General features: G+C 67.9%; 17 protein-coding genes. 5 read left to right on the top strand and 12 right to left on the bottom strand.

Annotated elements, in window-relative coordinates; all coding sequences use genetic code 11:
* Positions 1-89 precede the first annotated feature (89 nt).
* Positions 90-476, bottom strand: a complete 387-nt coding sequence (locus EXE63_RS07555; protein ID WP_168141419.1) for a MerR family transcriptional regulator — start codon at positions 474-476, stop codon at positions 90-92.
* A gap of 72 nt (positions 477-548) precedes the next feature.
* Between EXE63_RS07555 and EXE63_RS07560 the strand changes: the two genes are divergently transcribed.
* On the top strand, positions 549-1,340 hold the full coding sequence (locus EXE63_RS07560; protein ID WP_168141420.1) for an alpha/beta fold hydrolase: 792 nt from the start codon (positions 549-551) through the stop codon (positions 1,338-1,340).
* A 28-nt stretch (positions 1,341-1,368) separates the two neighbouring features.
* Here EXE63_RS07560 and manB read toward each other — a convergent pair whose 3' ends face one another.
* From manB to EXE63_RS07580, 4 genes are read right to left on the bottom strand one after another with little or no spacing between them, the layout of a single operon-like run.
* Positions 1,369-2,457, bottom strand: coding sequence for a mannose-1-phosphate guanylyltransferase ManB (gene manB, locus EXE63_RS07565; RefSeq protein ID WP_105366134.1), 1,089 nt, complete (start codon positions 2,455-2,457; stop codon positions 1,369-1,371).
* A gap of 1 nt (position 2,458) precedes the next feature.
* Entirely contained in the window at positions 2,459-3,334 is an 876-nt protein-coding gene (locus EXE63_RS07570; protein WP_168141421.1) for a glycosyltransferase family 2 protein, read from the bottom strand.
* 54 nt (positions 3,335-3,388) lie between these two features.
* Positions 3,389-4,243 carry a dTDP-4-dehydrorhamnose reductase gene (gene rfbD, locus EXE63_RS07575; protein ID WP_168141422.1) on the bottom strand — a complete coding sequence of 285 codons (855 nt, stop codon included), beginning with the start codon at positions 4,241-4,243 and terminating at the stop codon, positions 3,389-3,391.
* A 5-nt stretch (positions 4,244-4,248) separates the two neighbouring features.
* Positions 4,249-5,301: a cellulase family glycosylhydrolase gene (locus tag EXE63_RS07580; protein ID WP_234904412.1), complete on the bottom strand. Its 1,053-nt coding sequence runs from the start codon at positions 5,299-5,301 to the stop codon at positions 4,249-4,251.
* Positions 5,302-5,504: 203 nt separating this feature from the next.
* On the opposite strand from EXE63_RS07580, the gene EXE63_RS07585 reads away from it, so the two are divergent.
* The 3 genes from EXE63_RS07585 (at position 5,505) to EXE63_RS07595 (ending at position 8,610) form a co-directional block, all read left to right on the top strand.
* On the top strand, positions 5,505-7,007 hold the full coding sequence (locus tag EXE63_RS07585; RefSeq protein ID WP_168141423.1) for an LCP family protein: 1,503 nt from the start codon (positions 5,505-5,507) through the stop codon (positions 7,005-7,007).
* A 4-nt stretch (positions 7,008-7,011) separates the two neighbouring features.
* Positions 7,012-7,719: a TIGR03089 family protein gene (locus EXE63_RS07590; protein ID WP_168141424.1), complete on the top strand. Its 708-nt coding sequence runs from the start codon at positions 7,012-7,014 to the stop codon at positions 7,717-7,719.
* 144 nt (positions 7,720-7,863) lie between these two features.
* Positions 7,864-8,610, top strand: coding sequence for a class I SAM-dependent methyltransferase (locus EXE63_RS07595; RefSeq protein WP_234904413.1), 747 nt, complete (start codon positions 7,864-7,866; stop codon positions 8,608-8,610).
* A 94-nt stretch (positions 8,611-8,704) separates the two neighbouring features.
* Here EXE63_RS07595 and EXE63_RS07600 read toward each other — a convergent pair whose 3' ends face one another.
* The 3 genes from EXE63_RS07600 to EXE63_RS07610 are packed head-to-tail and all read right to left on the bottom strand — an operon-like array spanning position 8,705 to position 11,613.
* The gene (locus tag EXE63_RS07600) at positions 8,705-9,865 is read right to left on the bottom strand and encodes an acyl-CoA dehydrogenase (RefSeq protein ID WP_168141426.1); all 1,161 of its coding nucleotides are present in this window, start codon (positions 9,863-9,865) and stop codon (positions 8,705-8,707) included.
* A 37-nt stretch (positions 9,866-9,902) separates the two neighbouring features.
* Positions 9,903-10,430, bottom strand: coding sequence for a 5-(carboxyamino)imidazole ribonucleotide mutase (gene purE / locus EXE63_RS07605; protein WP_168141427.1), 528 nt, complete (start codon positions 10,428-10,430; stop codon positions 9,903-9,905).
* 1 nt (position 10,431) lies between these two features.
* The gene (locus EXE63_RS07610; RefSeq protein ID WP_234904551.1) at positions 10,432-11,613 is read right to left on the bottom strand and encodes a 5-(carboxyamino)imidazole ribonucleotide synthase; all 1,182 of its coding nucleotides are present in this window, start codon (positions 11,611-11,613) and stop codon (positions 10,432-10,434) included.
* A gap of 150 nt (positions 11,614-11,763) precedes the next feature.
* Here EXE63_RS07610 and EXE63_RS07615 point away from each other — a divergent pair, with 150 nt between their 5' ends.
* Entirely contained in the window at positions 11,764-12,474 is a 711-nt protein-coding gene (locus EXE63_RS07615; RefSeq protein ID WP_168141428.1) for a GtrA family protein, read from the top strand.
* Here the strand turns inward: EXE63_RS07615 and EXE63_RS07620 are convergent.
* Genes EXE63_RS07620 through EXE63_RS07635 form a run of 4 tightly spaced genes read right to left on the bottom strand, consistent with a single transcriptional unit; the run spans position 12,429 to position 16,584 of the window.
* Complete coding sequence (locus tag EXE63_RS07620; RefSeq protein ID WP_168141429.1) at positions 12,429-12,947, bottom strand: PH domain-containing protein; 519 nt, start codon at positions 12,945-12,947, stop codon at positions 12,429-12,431. The genes EXE63_RS07615 and EXE63_RS07620 overlap by 46 nt on opposite strands.
* A gap of 10 nt (positions 12,948-12,957) precedes the next feature.
* Positions 12,958-13,767, bottom strand: coding sequence for a biotin--[acetyl-CoA-carboxylase] ligase (locus EXE63_RS07625; protein ID WP_168141430.1), 810 nt, complete (start codon positions 13,765-13,767; stop codon positions 12,958-12,960).
* Complete coding sequence (locus EXE63_RS07630; protein WP_234904414.1) at positions 13,757-15,022, bottom strand: lipase family protein; 1,266 nt, start codon at positions 15,020-15,022, stop codon at positions 13,757-13,759. The genes EXE63_RS07625 and EXE63_RS07630 overlap by 11 nt, the downstream gene beginning before the upstream one ends.
* Positions 15,023-15,063: 41 nt before the next feature.
* On the bottom strand, positions 15,064-16,584 hold the full coding sequence (locus tag EXE63_RS07635) for a sugar transferase (protein WP_234904415.1): 1,521 nt from the start codon (positions 16,582-16,584) through the stop codon (positions 15,064-15,066).
* Positions 16,585-17,397 lie beyond the last annotated feature (813 nt).

Raw genomic sequence — 17,397 nt, forward strand, 5'->3', positions numbered from 1 at the left:
CGCAGAAACGGATCGGCCGCGTACGACATTGGCGCCGAATATCACCCTCACGTCGCTCGAAGACGTCGCCGACCTGGTCGCACCACAGCTCACCGAACGCGACCCGATACCTCGTTGACACCGGCACGCGAGGGCACACCCTGGCCCGACAGCAGCGCGGTGACCTTACTGCGCTTGGCGTCCAGGTCGCGCAGTTGATCCTCGATGCCCCGCAACGTCTCACGGATGACCTCGGCCACCTGCGGGCACATGTCCACATCGTCGCCGTTGAGGCACGGCAACACTTTTCGGATGGTCGCGGCGCTGAACCCGGCGTCGATCAACGCCCGGATCTGGGTCACCGCGCCGACAGCCGACTCGGAGTAGTCACGGTATCCATTCGCGTGCCGGTCGGAGTGCAGCAGTTGCTGTTCCTCGTAGTACCGCAGCGACCTGGTGGATACGTCGCAGCGTTGCGCGAGCTCCCCGATTCGCATTGCCCCTGCCCATGTGATCGTCGTCGCACGAGGTTGACCTTGACGCCGGTGTGAAGGTTTAGCGTCCACTGTATGACGCCACCACGCCTCGTTGCAGAACCAGACATCATCGCGACCGGGACCGGATCGCCGCTCGTACTGGCCCACGGTGCGGGAGGCAGCGTCGGCGCCAACTTCGGGCAGGTGATCGACACCCTGTCGGCCACCCGCAGGCTCATCGGCCTGAACTACCCCGGCTCGGGATCCACCCCCGAGGCCCCCGACGCGCTGGAGCTGACCGTCCTCGCCGATTCATTGGTCGCGGCCGCGGTCGAGGCCGGCTTCGACCGGTTCCCCATCCTCGGCCTGTCTTTGGGGACGGCCGTCGCGGTGACGGCCGCCGTGCGCCACCCGGACCGGGTGACCGGGCTGCTGCTCACCGTGGGATTCGCGCGCAGCGACCAGCAGCTGCGACTGGTGGTCGACACCTGGACCACGCTGGCGCACAGTGGCGATCACGCGACGCTGGCCGGCTACCTGGTGAGCCTGTCCTCCCCCACGGTGCTCGGCGGGCTCGACCGGCAAGCCGCCGATGCGGCCGTCGCGATGACGCTGGAGCACTACCCCGCCGGCGGAGCCGATCAGGCGCGGTTGGCGGCATCCGTCGACACCCGCGCCGCGTGCGGCGCCATCGGGGTACCCACCGTGGTCTTCGCCGGTGGGCAGGACCGCATCGTGCTCCCGCAGACGACCCGCCACCTGGCTGCGGCCATACCGGGCGCGACCCTGATCGAGTACGCCGATGCCGGCCACATCTTCACGACCGACGAGGCATCGTCATGGATCGACGATATTCGCGATTTCCTGCGCGTTCATCAATTGTGAATGCGCCCGGCACATTCCGGCCCAGCGGTCAGACGTCGGTCGAGTAGCGGATCCCACCGTCGGGGATGGTCACCCCCGGCCACACCCGGGCACCGCGCAGCAGCTCACACCGTGCCCCGATATCGGCACCGTCCCCGATGACACCGTCGCGGATGAGCGCCCGTGGTCCGATGCGGGCACCGAACCCGATGATCGACCGTTCGATCACCGCCCCGGCCTCGACCCGGACACCGTCGAAGATGACCGCTCCGTCCAGTCGCGCGCCCGCGCCGATCTCGGCGCCCCGGCCGACCACGGTCCCGCCGAGCAGCAACGCGCCGGGTGAGACGGCGGCGCCGTCGTGGATGAGGAACTCGCCGCGCTGATGCTGCAGCGCGGGCGACGGAGCGATACCGCGGACCAGATCCGCCGAGCCCCGCACGAAATCGTCCGGGGTGCCCATATCGCGCCAGTAACTGGCGTCGACGTAGCCGCACACCTTCTTCCCGTCGGTGAGCAGCTTCGGGAACACCTCGCGCTCCACCGACAGGGCCCGGCCCTTCGGGATCTGGTCGATGATCTCGCGGCGGAAGACATAACAGCCGGCGTTGATCTGATCGGTCGGCGGGTCCTGGGTCTTCTCCAGGAATGCGGTGACCCGGCCGTCTGCGTCGGTGGGCACACAACCGAAGGCACGCGGATCCCCGACCCGCACGAGATGCAGTGTCACATCGGCCTGATGACCGGCGTGGCAGTTCAACAGGGCGCCGAGATCGGCACCGGAGAGCACATCGCCGTTGAACACCAGCGCGGTGTCATGACGCAGCTTGCCGGCCACGTTGGCGATACCGCCACCGGTGCCCAGCGCCTCCTCCTCCACGACGTACTCGATCTCCAGTCCGAGCTTCGACCCGTCGCCGAAGGCCGCTTCGAACACCTCGGCCTTGTAGGAGGTGCCCAGCACCACGTGCTGGATACCGGCCGCGGCGATCCGCGACAGCAGGTGGGTGAGGAACGGCAGACCGGCCGTCGGCAGCATCGGTTTGGGCGCCGACAAGGTCAGCGGACGCAATCGGGTGCCCTGCCCGCCGACCAGAATGACCGCGTCCACGTCCGCGGGATCGAGTGTGCCGGCCATGTCAGAGCCGCCCTTTCGCCTGTTTACGTCGAGAGTTCCGGACCACCAGACCTGCACGGGTTGCCAGCGCACCCCTGATCGTCCACCTCAGCGGGGCCTGCCACCAGCGCGAATGACGGTCAGCCAGGAAAGTGTAGGTGCTGCGATGGTGGGCCGCCAGGTTCCGCGCGGGATCCCGGCCGGTCGAATGACCCTTGTCGTGCAGGATCTCGGCGGTCGGCACATAGACGTTCTGCCGGCCCGACCGCTCCAACCGGTCACCGAGATCGACGTCCTCCATGTACATGAAATAGCGCTCGTCGAAACCGCCGATGGCGTTGAACGACTCGCGGCGCAGCAGCAGGCAGGCACCGGACAGCCAGCCGACGGGCCGCTCGGTGGGAGCCAGCCGCTCCTGCCGGTAGGCCGCCGTCCAGGGGTTCGATTTCCAGACCGGGCCCACGACGGCGTGCATACCGCCGCGGATCAGGCTGGGCTGATGCCGCGCGGACGGGTACACCGAGCCGTCCGGATCACGGATCAGCGGGCCGAACGCACCGGCCTGCGGCCACCGCTGGGCGGCCGCCAGCAGTTCGTCGATGCTGCCCGGACCCCACTGCACATCGGGGTTGGCCACGATGAACAGCTCCCCGTCGGTGACGTGGGCGTCGACGGCCCGGTTCACGGCGGTGCCGTACCCGAGATTGCCGCCGGTGCGCAGCAACCGGACGTTCGGATAGCGCTGCACCGCTTCTTCGGGGGTGCCGTCGGTGGAGCCGTTGTCGGCCATGATCACCGTCACCGGCCGGTCGGTGGCATGCGCCAGCGAGGCCAGGAAACGATCCAGATGTGGGCCCGGTGAATACGTCACCGTCACGACCTTCAGTTCGTCAGTCACCACACCCAGCCACTTCGTCGCCCACGCTGCCGAGGGTAACGCTCGCCCCGGCCTTCACCGCAACGCCGCCAAGGCGGCGTGCAGCCCGTCCTGCCAGGACCGCATCGGGCTGTGGTCGGCGTCATAGCGGGCGGTCGACAGCGCCGAGTACACCGGCCGCGGCGCGGGCCGCGGGTGCCGGTCGGTGCTCACCGGCCGTACCCGTTGCGGGTCGGCTCCGATCCCGGCGAACACCGCGCGGGCCAGTTCGTAGCGGCTGGCCGGGCCGGTGTTGACCACATGCAGCAGCGGCGCGGGCGCCGGATCGTCGGCGATCAGCAGCAGAGCCCCGACCAGATCGGCGACATAGGTCGGCGAGCCGGTCTGATCGGCCACCACGTCGACGGTGTCGCGTTCGGACTCCAGCCGGCGCATGGCGGCGACGAAATCGCTACCCGTCCCGGTGTACACCCAGGCGGTGCGCACGACGGTCGCCTCCGGCAGCGCGCCATGCACCTCCCGCTCCCCGGCGAGCTTGCTACGGCCGTAGACACTGCGCGGGCCGACGGGATCGTCCACCTCGTAGGGCCGCGGGGCTCCGTCGAATTCACCGCTGAACACGTAGTCGGTGGAGATGTGGATCAGCCGGGCGCCCCGGGACGCGCAGACACGCGCGACATTGCCTGCCCCGATGGCGTTGACGGCATACGCGCGGGTCTCTTCGGTCTCGGCGATGTCGACGGCGGTCAGGGCGGCGCAGTTGATCACCAGATCGCCGGGGGCGACGATATCGGCGCCGGCGGCCGGATCGGTGATGTCCCACTGCGACGACGTACACGCGAGCAGATCGCGCCCCTGGGCGGTGAGTTCACCGCCCAGGAATCGGCCGACCTGCCCGCCCGCGCCGGTGATGACGATTCGGGCAGGCACGACCGCTATCCGGCGAGCACCCCGGCCGCGACCTTGGGCTGCCAATCCGAGGTGAGCAGTGCGCCGTAGTTGGCCTCACGGTCGTTGCGGTTGGAGCTGTCCAGGTCACGCACGGCGTGGATGAAGGCCGGGCCCGCCCAGCCGACCGCCGCCGCGGCACCCAGCACATCGACGATCTGCTTGGCCTGCTCCTGCTGGCTCACCCCGTCACCGGGGATGTCGCTGGTGGACGCGCCCATCTCGGTCAGCCAGATCTTCTTGCCTCCGTCGCCGTTGGCCACCATCACATCGTGCATGCGCAGCACATCGGACCAGCCGTTGTTGCTGTCGGCGGCCAACCCACCGGGGAACACATAGGGGTGGGCGGCCGCGGCGTCGAACGAGCCCTTGGCGCCCGCGGCGTACATCTGCTCCAGGAATCCGGGGGGCGAATCGGGGCCTCCCAGCGGGCTCAGCCCGGCGGCGACCACCGTGGCGCCGGGGTTGGCACCCTTGATGGCGGGGTAGGCGGCCTTGAGCATGTTGGTGTAGCGGACCGCCTTGTTGTCGGCGAAGCCCATGAACAGCGGCAGGTTCGGCTCGTTCCAGACCTCCCACGCGTTGACCCGGCCGGCGTAGCGGCTCGCGGCCGCGGCGGTGAAGGCACCGAATTCGGCGTTGTTCTTGGGCGGCGACGACGGGAACAGCAGCTGTGCGCCCTCGGTGCGGGCCCAGAACGGGGTGTTGGAGATCAGCCCGAGCACGCGCAGACCGTTCGCGCTCGCGGCGTTGACCAAGCTGTCGAAGTAGCCCCAGTTGTATTCACCCGGACCGATCCCGACGATCCCCCAGTCCAGCGGCAGACGCACCCAGCTGGCGCCGGTCTTACCGACGGCGGCGATCTCACGGGCGGAATCGGCCGGGTTCCCGGTGGCCCAGGTGTAGCCCTGGGCGAATCCGTAGCCGTCAGCCGGGGCCACCACCGCGTTCGCGGTGGCCGGACTGACCGTGATCATCGACACCACCAACGCGACCATGACGGCCGCACGGCCCAAAGTCCTGCCCATCGTTTTCCGCATACCGCTCAAGTTACCGGACCTCCCGTGACCCATCGACCGAACGCCCAGCGCAGACGGTGCAAACGCCGGTGACGACCGGTACGCATTGTGTCGTTCGGCGGCCCGTCAGCGTTACCGCGCCATCTGTGAGGAATCCGCACCGCGACGTTGGCACGCCGACGCGCTTCGGCGGACATCGATGCTCCGGCCAGTAGCCTGGGCTGATGCAAAATCGGCTGACCAGAACGGTCGGCGTCATTGCCGCGGTGGCGGTCGTGGTGTCCACTGGCGTGGCCTGGAGCACGGTGCGTTCGTTCGAGGACGGCATCAACCATGTCAACTCCGCCGCCCTCGGCGGCGGCGGCGAGGACGGCGCGATCGACATCCTGCTGGTCGGCGTCGACAGTCGCACCGATGCACATGGCAACCCGTTGTCGGCCGAGGAACTGGCCGCCCTGCGGGTCGGCGACGATGTGGCCACCAACACCGACACCATCATCCTGGTGCGCATCCCGAACAACGGGAAGTCGGCCACCGCGATCTCGATCCCCCGCGACACCTACGTCGAACTCCCCGACGACCAGGGAAAGATGAAGATCAACGGCGTCTACGGAGACGCCCGGCTCTCGACCATGAAGCAGCTCATCGAGGTCGAGGGCATGGATCCGGCCGAGGGCGAGAAGCGAGGCACCGAAGCGGGCCGGGAGGCGCTGATCGAGACGGTCGCGCACCTGACCGGTGTCACCGTCGACCACTACGCCGAGATCGGGCTGCTGGGCTTCAGCTTGATCACCGACGCGCTCGGTGGCGTCGATGTCTGCCTCAAAGCGCCTGTCTACGAACCCCTTTCCGGCGCGGATTTCCCGGCCGGCTGGCAGAAACTGGACGGCGCGCGGGCGTTGAGCTTCGTCCGGCAGCGCCACGACCTGCCGCGCGGGGACCTGGACCGGGTCACCCGTCAGCAGGCAGTGATGGCCTCGCTGGCCCACGAGGTGATCTCAGGCAAAACGCTGTCCAGCCCGGCCACCCTGGGCCGGCTGCAGACCGCCGTTCAGCGCTCGGTGGTGCTCTCCGACGACTGGGACATCATGGATTTCGTCAAGCAGCTGCAGGAGATCGCGGCCGGTTCGGTCGCCTTTGCCACCATTCCGATCCTGCGCGAGGACGGCTGGAGCGATGACGGCATGCAGTCCGTCGTCCGTATCGACCCGGACAACGTCAAGGACTGGGTGAGCAGCCTGTTGGACGAGCAGGCCCAGGGCAACACCGAGAAAGTGGCCTACTCTCCCGACAAGACGACCGTCGACGTGGTCAACGACACCGATATCGGCGGCCTGGCCGCCGCCGTATCCGAGGTGCTCACCGGCGGCGGCTTCACCCCCGGCGCCGTCGGCAACCATGAGGGAAACGGGGTGGCCAACAGCCAGGTGCGCGCGCTCAGCGTGGATGACCTCGGCGCCCAGGCCGTCTCGAAGAACCTGGGCAATCTGCCCGTCATCGAGGACCCCGCGATGGCGCCGGGCACCGTGCAGGTCGTGCTGTCCGACGATTACGCAGGCCCCGGTTCGGGCCTGGAGGGCACCACACCGTCGGCCGATTCCGCGTCCACCGAGTGGTACCAGGGATATGAGGGCGAAGATCTGATCTCCTCGCCCGAGGATGCCCCGCCGCCGCCACCCTCTCCGATCATCACCGCCGGCTCCGACGACCCCCAGTGCGTGAACTGACGTGATGACCGTCAGTGCGGCACTGCTGGATCCGTTGCTGAAACGCGACCCGGTCGGACCACGGATCACCTATTACGACGACGCCACCGGCGAGCGCATCGAGGTGTCCACCGTGACGCTGGCCAACTGGGCCGCCAAGACCGCGAACCTGCTGCGCGATGAGTTGGGGGCCGGCCCGGGCAGCCGGGTCGCGGTCCTGCTGCCTGCGCATTGGCAGACCGCGGCGGTGTTGCTGGGTGCTTGGTGGATCGGCGCCGAGGTCGTGTTCGGCCGCGACGACACCACCGATATCGCGTTGTGCACGGCCGAACGTCTGGACGAGGCCGACGCGGCGGCCGGGATGGGTGAGGTGGTGGCCCTGTCGCTGGATCCGTTCGGCAAGCCGGTCCCCGGCCTGCCCATCGGGGTGACCGACTACGCGACGTCGGTGCGCGTGCACGGCGACCAGATCGTCCCGGAGCGTGCGCCCGGCCCCGCACTGAACGGCCGGTCCGCCGCCGATCTGCTCGCGCTGGCCGCCGAGTCGGCGAATGAACAGGAGCTGACGGATTCCGACCGGGTGCTGTCCACCGCCGCCTGGCACACCGACGACGACCTCGTCCGGCATTTTCTCGCCGTACTGTCGGCGGGTGCATCGCTGGTACAGGTCACCAACCCCGATCCGGCGGCGCTCGAGCGGCGGCGGGTGATGGAGAAAGTCAGCCGGGGGTAATTCCTCCCGTCGAGGGCAAGATCAAATACCCTGGGCGTCAATATCGTCCTCGCATAGGCCAACCGGCCTCGGATGAGTACCCTGTGACAGGTGGGAAGCATCGCGATGAAATTCGCTGCATATCGGCATTTGGGCCATCGACGTGTGCAGGGCTATACGGAGTCGTCGGCAATCGGGTTGCTACATGCCGTCGATCAGTACCAGCGCGAGGCCGGGATCAACGGCCCGATCGCCGAGATCGGTGTGCATCACGGGCAGCTGTTCATCGCCATGAAGCTCCTGCAGCAACCGGGTGAGGCCGCCATCGCCATCGACCTGTTCGAGGACCAGGAGTCCAATATCGACAAGTCCGGCCAGGGCGACCGGGACCGGTTCCTGCACCACCTCGACCAGTGGGCCGACCGCACCGGTCTGGTCATCCATCAGGGTGACTCGACGGCCATCGTGCCCGGCGATATCGCCGCGATGTCCAACGTGCGGATCTTCTCCGTCGACGGCGGACACACCCAGGAGATCGTGCTCAGCGATATGCGGCTGGCCGAGAAGAGCCTGGTCGACGGCGGCGTGGTGATCGCCGACGATGTGTTCAACCAGCAGTGGCCCGGCGTGTGCGTCGGCACCGTGCACTACCTGGAGCAGGGCAGCGCGCTGGTGCCGTTCTACATCGGCTACAACAAGGTGCTGTTCACCCAGCCCGAGCACGCCGCACGCTACCGTCGCACGCTCGATGCCGCCTATGCCGACAAGACCATGACGGCCGTCTTCGAGTCGACCTTCGTCGGCCACCCGGTGAGCATCCTGGTGCCCGTGCCCAAGCACCCGGTGCACATCGCCCGGCGCAGCGAGACGGTCCGCAACACCTACCAAAAGGTCGCCAAACTCATCCGCTGATACGACGAATGGCCAGTTGCGACACGCCCTTTCGCGAAAAGCGTGCAACAATCCCCCGCAAGCGGGAGGTGCCCCCAGGCCACTCGACGTGGAACTACTTCAGCAGCTGGCGGCTCATCACGACGCGCTGGATCTGGTTGGTGCCCTCGTAGATCTGGGTGATCTTGGCATCGCGCATGAACCGCTCCACCGGGAAATCGACGGTGTAGCCGTAACCGCCGAACAGCTGCACCGCGTTGGTGGTCACCTCCATCGCGACATCGGAGGCGAAGCACTTCGAGGCCGAGGCCAGGAACTGCAGGTTGGGTTCCATGCGTTCGGCGCGCGCGGCCGCAGTGTAGACCATCAGCCGGGCGGCCTCGATCTTCATCGCCATGTCGGCGAGCATGAACTGCGTGCTCTGGAAGTCGGCGATCGACTTACCGAACTGCTTGCGCTCCTTGGTGTACGCGATCGACGCGTCCAGAGCGCCCTGGGCGATACCGACGGCCTGGGCACCGATGGTCGGCCGGGTGTGATCCAGGGTCGCGAGCGCGGTCTTGAACCCGGTGCCGGGCTCGCCGATGATGCGGTCCCCCGGGATCCGGCAGTTCTCGAAGTACAGCTCGGTGGTGGGCGATCCCTTGATGCCCATCTTGTGTTCCTTGGGTCCGGCGCTGAACCCCTCGTCGTCTTTGTGCACGATGAACGACGAGATGCCGTTGGCGCCCTTGTCGGGGTCGGTCACCGCCATGACGGTGTACCAGGTCGACTTGCCGCCGTTGGAGATCCAGCACTTGGTGCCGTTGAGGATCCAGTCGTCACCGTCGGCGACCGCCCTGGTGCGCATCGCCGCGGCGTCACTGCCGGCCTCGCGCTCACTCAGGGCGTAGGACGCGGTGGCCTCGCCGGCCGCGATCGAGGGCAGCACCTTCTGCTTGAGCTCCTCGGAACCGCGCATGAGCAGTCCGGTGGTACCCAGCTTGTTGCAGATGGGGATGAGCGAGGAGGACGCGCACACCCGGGCAACCTCTTCGATGACGATGCACGCCGCGACCGAGTCCGCGCCCTGCCCGCCGTACTCCTCGGGGATGAACACCGCGGAGAAGCCGGAACCATCCAGCGCCGCCAGTGCCTCATCGGTGTAGCGCGCCTGCGCGTCCACCTCGGCGGCGTAGGGCTCTATCTCCTTCTCGCACAGCGAGCGCAGCACGGTGCGCAGCTCATTGTGCTCGTCGGACAGCTGGAACAGGTCGAATGACGGGTTGGCAACCATCGGGATCTCCTCGCTACTCGCCGGTAACTTTAGCGGTTTAATCCGTGCCACCCAGTAGCCGGTCCCGCAGTGCGGCGTCCTTTGCCAACACCATCTTCTCCAGGTCGGCCTGGAACGCCTCGATCCGGGCACGCAGCGCGGGATCGAACGCGCCGAGAATGCGCACCGCGAGCAGACCGGCATTGCGGGCTCCGCCGATGGACACCGTGGCCACCGGCACGCCGGCGGGCATCTGCACGATGGACAGCAGTGAATCCAGGCCGTCGAGGCGGGCCAGCGGCACCGGTACCCCGATCACCGGGAGCGGTGTCGCGGCGGCGACCATGCCGGGTAGATGCGCTGCACCGCCCGCACCGGCGATGATCACCTGGATGCCGCGGGACGCCGCCTTCTGCGCGTAATCGAGCATCCGGGCCGGCGTGCGGTGCGCCGAGACGACACCGATCTCGAAGGGGATGTCGAACTCGGCCAGCGCGAGGACGGCGTCCTCCATCACCGACCAGTCGCTGTCGCTGCCCATGATGACCCCGACCCGCGGGCCGGCCAAGGTATCGACTTCTGTCATCTCAATGCCCGTCCCATCCGTCCGTCCACTGCGCATGCGACAGCCAGTGTGCTGCGCGCTGCGCTCTTTCCCTCAGCGCCCCAACGTATTCCGGGTCATCGGGAGATCCACCGGGCGCGCCCACCAGATTCACGTGCCCGATCTTGCGGCCCGGCCGCTCCCCCTTGCCGTACAGGTGCACCTTCGCGTCGGGCATCCGCCCGCACAGATGGTGCACCCGCTCGTCCATCGACATCTGCGGAGCCTCGGCGGCACCGAGCACATTGCCCATCACGGTCACCGGAGCCAGCGCCGCGGTATCGCCGAGCGGATAGTCCAGCACCGCCCGCAGGTGCTGTTCGAACTGGCCGGTGCGGGCGCCGTCCATGCTCCAGTGCCCCGAATTGTGCGGGCGCATCGCCAGCTCGTTGACCAGGATCTCGCCGGTCTCGGTTTCGAACAGTTCGACCGCCAGTACGCCGACGACACCCAGTTCGGAGGCCAACCGCAGGCCCAGCGCCTCCGCGCCTGCCGCGATCTCGGCGGGCAGGCCGGGCGCCGGTGCGATGACTTCCACGCAGATGCCGTCGCGCTGCACGGTCTGCACCACCGGCCAGGCCGCGCCCTGCCCGAACGGGGACCGTGCCACCAGAGCGGAGAGCTCGCGGCGCATCGCCACCCGCTCCTCCAGCATGACCTCGACACCGTCGGCCAGGTAGCCGGCGACTGCCTCCCTGGCGTGCGCGAGGTCGCGGGCGAGCACCACGCCACGGCCGTCGTAGCCCCCGCGCACGGTCTTGACCACCACCGGCCGTGAGGTCCGCTGCGCGAAGGCATCGACATCATCGACGCTCCGGACCGCCGAGAACGCCGGAATGGGTGCGCCGAGGGCCTGCAGCCGGCGGCGCATCACCAGCTTGTCCTGGGCGTGGATGAGGGCCTGCGGCGGCGGCGCCACCGTCACGCCCTCGGCGACCAGCCGTTCCAGGTGCTCGGTCGGCACATGTTCGTGATCGAAAGTCAGCGCCGCGACACCCTGCGCGGCGCGCCGCAGCGCATCCAGGTCGGTGTGGGCGCCGATCACCACATCGGGTGTGACCTGAGCCGCAGGATCGTCGGGTCCGGCGGCCAGTACCCGCAGCGTCTGCCCGAGCGCAATGGCGGCCTGGTGGGTCATTCTGGCGAGCTGGCCCCCGCCGATCATCGCGACGATGGGCGCTCGGGAGTCACTGGGCGATCTGGGCACGGCACATATGGTGTCATGTCCCGCTCGACCGTCATGCGCGCCGACCTGGACCAGCGGCGATCTGCACAGGTTCACATTAGGCGGGGTATTTACGTAGACTCCATCTTCGTGTCCTTTGCTGATGCCACGATTGCGCGGCTGCCCCGCCCGATCCGGCCCTTCGCCGAGCGGCACCATGAGCTCATCAAGTTCGCCCTGGTGGGTGCGACGACGTTCGTCATCGACTCGGCAATCTTCTACACGCTCAAGCTGACCATTCTCGAGCCCAAGCCGGTGACGGCCAAGATCATCGCCGGCATCGTGGCAGTCATCGCGTCCTACATTCTCAACCGGGAATGGAGCTTCAAGGACCGCGGAGGCCGCGAGCGCCACCACGAGGCTCTGCTGTTCTTCGGTGTCAGTGGGGTCGGCGTGGTGCTGGCCATGGCCCCGCTGTACTTCTCCAGCTACGTGCTGGGCCTGCGCGTCCCCGAGGTGTCGCTGACGGTGGAGAACATCGCCGACTTCATCTCGGCCTACATCATCGGCAACCTGCTGCAGATGGCGTTCCGGTTCTGGGCGTTCCGCCGCTGGGTGTTCCCCGACGAGCACGGGCGCAACCCGGAGAAAGCGCTGGAGTCGACGCTCACCGCGGGCGGTATCGCCGAGGCCTTCGAGGACCATGCCGAGCATCACGGCCAGCTGGATCAGAGCGCCGGACGGGACTTCGGCGAGAACGACACCGGCAACGAGAACACGGTCACCCCGCTGCGCAGACGGGTCCGCGACAACGATCAGCTCGGCGATTCCTCGGAATCGAGGGTATCGAAGACTTCGTGATAGAGCAGGGAATGCACCTGCTCGACGCGCGGAATGTCGTAGAACTCCAACGGGTCCTGTGACGCGGACTCGATGATCAGCGTGCCGGTGCGCAGCATCCGGTCCAGCACGCCGTGCTTGAACTCGACGCTGTTGATCCGGGCCAGCGGGATATCGATACCGCTTCGGGTCAACAATCCGTGGCGGAACATCACCCGGCGGTCGGTGATCACGAAGTGCGTTGTCCACCACGTCAGGAACGGCCAAATGGTCAGCCAGCCGACGAGCACCAGCCAGAGCGCGGCGATGACGCCGAAGAGGATGCGCTTGGCATTGTCGTCCCAATCGGTCTGGTTGACCCAGCCGGCGCCGAACGCGGCCAGCGCACTGGCCGCCAAGAGCACCAGCGCGGGCCCGAGCAACCGCTTCCAGTGCGGATGCCGGTGCAGCACCACATGCTCGTCTCTGGCCAGCACGTTCTCCGGATAGCCCACGGTGTGGACTCTACTCAAACACCTCACCGGATAGCGGGCGCAAATGCACAATATCGGCCGCGGCGATCACCTCGGTGCCGTCGCCGGTGTCGATGCAGAGCCGACCCTGGGCGTCGACGTCCGTCGCGGTACCGACGATCTCCTTGCCGCCGGGCAGCAGTGCACGCACCGGCCTGCCCAGCGTGGCGCTGCGTTCCCGGTAGTCGGCCAGCAGCGCTGCGGCCCCGCCCGCCTGCCAGGCCCGGATGCGGGTGCCCAGCTCACGCAACAGGATCCGGGCGATTTCGGTGCGCCCGGCACTCACCCCGAGCACTCGCACGGAGGTGGCCTGGGTCTGACCGATCTCCTCGGGCCGCACCTCCACGTTCAGCCCGATGCCCAGCACCACCACCGGCTTGGGCGAGGCGACCTCGGCGAGTATGCCGGCGATCTTGGCGCCGTCGATGAGGACGTCGTTGGGCCACTTCACGCCGGCCCGGATACCGACGGCCGCCAGCGTGTCGGAAACCGCAACGCCGGCCAGCAGCGGCAGCAGTCCCCACTGGTGTTCGTCGACACCGTCGGCCGAGATGGCTACCGAGACGATGACCAGTCCGCGCGGGACCGCGGTCCAGGCCCGCCCGCCCCGGCCGCGGCCGGCGCTCTGATGCTCGGCGAGCAGTACCGCACCCGCGATGTCCTCGCCGGCGGCGGCCCGCGCGATCAGGTCGGCATTGGTCGACCCGGTCTCCTCGACGATGTCGAGCCGCCTCCACGGCGCGGGAAGCCCGGCGCGCAGGGCGTCCGGGTCCAGCGACAGCCGCTGCGGATCAGCAGTCATTGGGCACCGGCTGATCGGCGAAACGTGTTGCCATCCAATTCAACTGGCTCGCAAGATCAACGCCCGCGTGTCCTTTGTCCGGTTCGAACTGCACTGTCACCGTTCCTCCCATGGCACATGCGCGCGCGATGGCCGCTGCGGTCCACTCCGCGTCGACAAGCGTATCGGCGCCGCCGTACCAGACCGACAGCGGTGCGGACAGTGGGCGCTGCGGGAGCGCCCAGGCGCGCAGCAGCGCTCTCAGCTGGTCGGCCGCGGCCACCGACTGCGGCGCCACCTCCTCGGGGCGCAGATGCTCTGCGGCCGCCTGGCGTTCATAGATCTGCGGGGCCTGGCAGGCGGTGAGCACCGACCAGTACTGCGCAGCCGCACCGGCCCGGAAATCGTCGCGGTTCAGATCCGGGTTCAGCCGTGCGTGCGATTCCACGATGACCGGCATGGCCAGCATCTGGTCGGAGGTGAGCTCGCCGCGCAGCGACTTGTCCACGAAACCGCTGACATCGGCGGCGGGGGCGGCCGCGACGGTGCCGAGCAGTTTCAGTTCGGGGGCGTAGACCGAGGCCTGTTCGTTGGCCGCCCAGGTGGCCGCGCCGCCCTGTGAGTGGCCGAAGCCCAGCCATGTGGTGGAGACCTCGGGGAAGGTGTGGCGCAGCGCCCGCACGCTGTCGATCATGTTCAGGCCGGCGGTTCTGGCATCGAGATAGGGGTGGATCCCCTTGGCGCCCAGCCCCTCGTAGTCGGGCACCGCCACCGCGAAGCCGCGGTCGATGAACGGTGTCACGAAGGCCAGCGCACCGAGCATGGTGTCCGACAGCGAAGGCGCACAGGGATTGTCGATGCCGACGGTGCCGTGGCCGATGGCCACGACCGGCCAGCCGCCCGGTGGCGGCGTCCCCTTGGGCGTGAACACCGAACCCGAGACCACCGTGGGCGCTCCGGTGTCACCGAATGTGGAGCGGTACAGCACCCGTGCGGCGTGCAGGTCCCGGGCCTCTACCCGACGGGTCACCCCGGGCATGGTGGTGGCGGTGACCAGCGAGCCGGGCCCTGCGTCGGTGAGATCGGCGGTGTCCACGGCGACGGGCGGCCCTCCCGAGGACGGGAAGCTGTTCACGAACTCCAGGCCCAGCGGCACCGCGAACGGCAATAGTGCACGGCCGAGCAGGATCTGGGCGATGACGACGACGAAGACGGTGACGGCGATGGCGGTGCGGGTGAGCCAACGCGGCCTGTCATTGCTCCCGGAAAGCCGCACGTCCCTACGCTACCGGACGGTCGAAACCGGGCCAGGGCGCCTTAATACGCGCCGGTGCCACCGAGCACGGTGCGCACGGTCTTGATGGCGATCAGCAGGTCACCGCTGATGGACCAGTTCTCGACGTAGGACAGATCCAGGCGCACCGAATCGTCCCAGGAAAGGTCGGCGCGACCACTGACCTGCCACAGGCCGGTGATACCGGGCAGCACCAGCAGGCGGCGGCGCACCTGATCGGTGTAGGCGTCTGCCTCACACGGCAGCGGCGGCCGCGGGCCGACCACGCTCATGTCCTTGCGCAGCACGTTGATGAACTGGGGCAGCTCGTCGATGCTGTAGCGGCGCAGGATCCGGCCCACCGCGGTGACCCGGGGGTCGCGGCGGATCTTGAACAGCACACCGCCGTCCATCTCGTTCAGGTCGGCGAGATCGGCGACCAACTTGTCGGCGTTCTCCACCATCGTGCGCAGCTTGATCATCTGGAACGGCTTGCCGTCCAGACCGATGCGCTCGGACATGTAGAAGATCGAGCCACGGCTGGTGAGCTTGATGGCGATGGCACTGACGAGCAGCAGCGGGAATGCGGCGGTCAGCACGGACAGCGAGACGAAGATGTCGAAGGCGCGCTTCTGCACCTTCGTCGTACCGCTGTACTGCGGCTTCTCCACGTGGATGAGGTTCAGACCGGCCACCGGGCGCATGGTCAGACGCGGGCCTGCGACATCGACCATGCCCGGCGAAACCACGAGGTCGACACCGAGGCGATCGAGATCCCAGGACAGCTCACGGACGCCCTCGGGGCCGAGGTGCTCGGTGGTGGTCAGGGCGACAGTGTCGGCGTTGGCCTTCGCGATCGCCTCTTCCACCTGATGTTCGTCGCCCAGGATCGGCAGTGGGCCCACACCCGGCACATCGAGGGTGCCGCCGCCGACGCGGCCGGTCAGGCAGACACCGACGACCGAGTAGCCATAACCCCACGCACGGTCGAGGGACTGGACCAGGCTGCGCACCGCGGCCGCGTTACCGACCGCCACCACAGCATTGACGCACTGTCCGCGCTTGCGGTACCAGCCGAGGACGCGGCGGCAGGCGGCGCGACCCAGTACCAGGAACACGAGACCGAGCGGGAAGGCCAGCGCCAGATATCCGCGGGCGTACTCCGGCCGGAAGATCATGAGCGTGACGGCGACGACGCCGATGGTCGCCAGCGTCGCCGAGAGCACCCGGCGGTACTCCTCGATACCGGCACCGACGATCCGCGGGGAACGGCTGCGGTAGGCCGTCAGCAAACCCAGCCAGATCAAGCCGAAGATCACCGACAGCAGGCCGAAGTACTTGGTGAGCGGATCGAAATCGGTAACTGGGCGGCCCAGGCGCACCATCTGGGCGCACGCCATGGCCGCGCCCACGACGACGACATCGGTGACCAGCAGCGCCAATCCGTAGCGCCGCTGCCACTGCAGTCCGTCGTGGTCGCGGGCGGGCGCCGCGCTCACCAGAGCGATCGGCGCCTCCGTCTCTCTCACCAACGTCACCTGCGCGTCCACCTTCGTTTGCTGCACCGGTCCAAGCATGCTGCCTAAGACTATCGCTTTGTTTCCTGCTTCTTGCAACATTTCCGCCCAAATATCCACCCTTCGGCTGACGCCGGCGCAAATTCGCCGGTGGATACGATCCCGTTCAGCCGTGCCCACTCACGCGGACGAGTCGCTAGAAACTGACGCTCGCGACGATTTGACCAGGTAATTAAGGCTAAACGGTCTCTGTTAAATGGATGTACTCAAGGGTTATCGGCCGGGTTGCCGATGCGTTACACCCAAATCAAGATCCGATGGCGCCCGACGGGTCGCCCGCAGAGCAATTGCTGAAACTGCGCGTGCACGCAAGGTTCACGTGTGCGACGGCTTAGCCGCGGGACCTGCCACCGGCAACCTGCCCTGACCTCCCGCGGTGCGGTGACGGTCTGACAGACGTTCTTCGACGACGTTGCGAGACACCACCGGCCGGCGGCCTCGGAGTGCTTGCGATCGCGAGTATCAGTTACCCGCCGCGAGGGCTCGACAAACGCCCGACCAGCGCCGCGGACGGTCGAACCCGCCCGAATGGACTGCTGCTCGATTGGCGGCGGCGGCAACCCACGAATTCACTCCGGCATCATCTGCCCCAATTGGATCGGCACAATCGTGCCATTCCTGGATTGCCATTTCCCGAATAGCGAATCGCGTCCTGCAGGAGCATCGAATTGGCAGTGTCTGACACATCGCCCTGCCCGGGCCGCGGACAGGTCCCAATGGCTTCGCTGCAGGGGCGCGAGGCAATTGCCCGTGCCGGATGTTCAACGGGCCCGGGCGGGCTACCGGTGTCCGCGGCGGGCC

Origin of the sequence: Mycolicibacterium frederiksbergense (assembly GCF_012223425.1) — a bacterium.
In the GTDB taxonomy this organism is placed as follows: Bacteria; Actinomycetota; Actinomycetes; order Mycobacteriales; family Mycobacteriaceae; genus Mycobacterium; species Mycobacterium frederiksbergense.

Coding starts and splice junctions, on each gene's coding strand:
- EXE63_RS07585 (WP_168141423.1), top strand. CDS start 5,505: ATGCAAAATCGGCTGACCAGAACGGTCGGCGTCATTGCCGCGGTGGCG.
- purE (WP_168141427.1), bottom strand. CDS start 10,430: ATGACAGAAGTCGATACCTTGGCCGGCCCGCGGGTCGGGGTCATCATG.
- manB (WP_105366134.1), bottom strand. CDS start 2,457: ATGGCCGGCACACTCGATCCCGCGGACGTGGACGCGGTCATTCTGGTC.
- EXE63_RS07560 (WP_168141420.1), top strand. CDS start 549: ATGACGCCACCACGCCTCGTTGCAGAACCAGACATCATCGCGACCGGG.
- EXE63_RS07555 (WP_168141419.1), bottom strand. CDS start 476: ATGCGAATCGGGGAGCTCGCGCAACGCTGCGACGTATCCACCAGGTCG.
- EXE63_RS07625 (WP_168141430.1), bottom strand. CDS start 13,767: ATGACTGCTGATCCGCAGCGGCTGTCGCTGGACCCGGACGCCCTGCGC.
- EXE63_RS07610 (WP_234904551.1), bottom strand. CDS start 11,613: ATGATCGGCGGGGGCCAGCTCGCCAGAATGACCCACCAGGCCGCCATT.
- EXE63_RS07600 (WP_168141426.1), bottom strand. CDS start 9,865: ATGGTTGCCAACCCGTCATTCGACCTGTTCCAGCTGTCCGACGAGCAC.
- EXE63_RS07590 (WP_168141424.1), top strand. CDS start 7,012: ATGACCGTCAGTGCGGCACTGCTGGATCCGTTGCTGAAACGCGACCCG.
- EXE63_RS07580 (WP_234904412.1), bottom strand. CDS start 5,301: ATGCGGAAAACGATGGGCAGGACTTTGGGCCGTGCGGCCGTCATGGTC.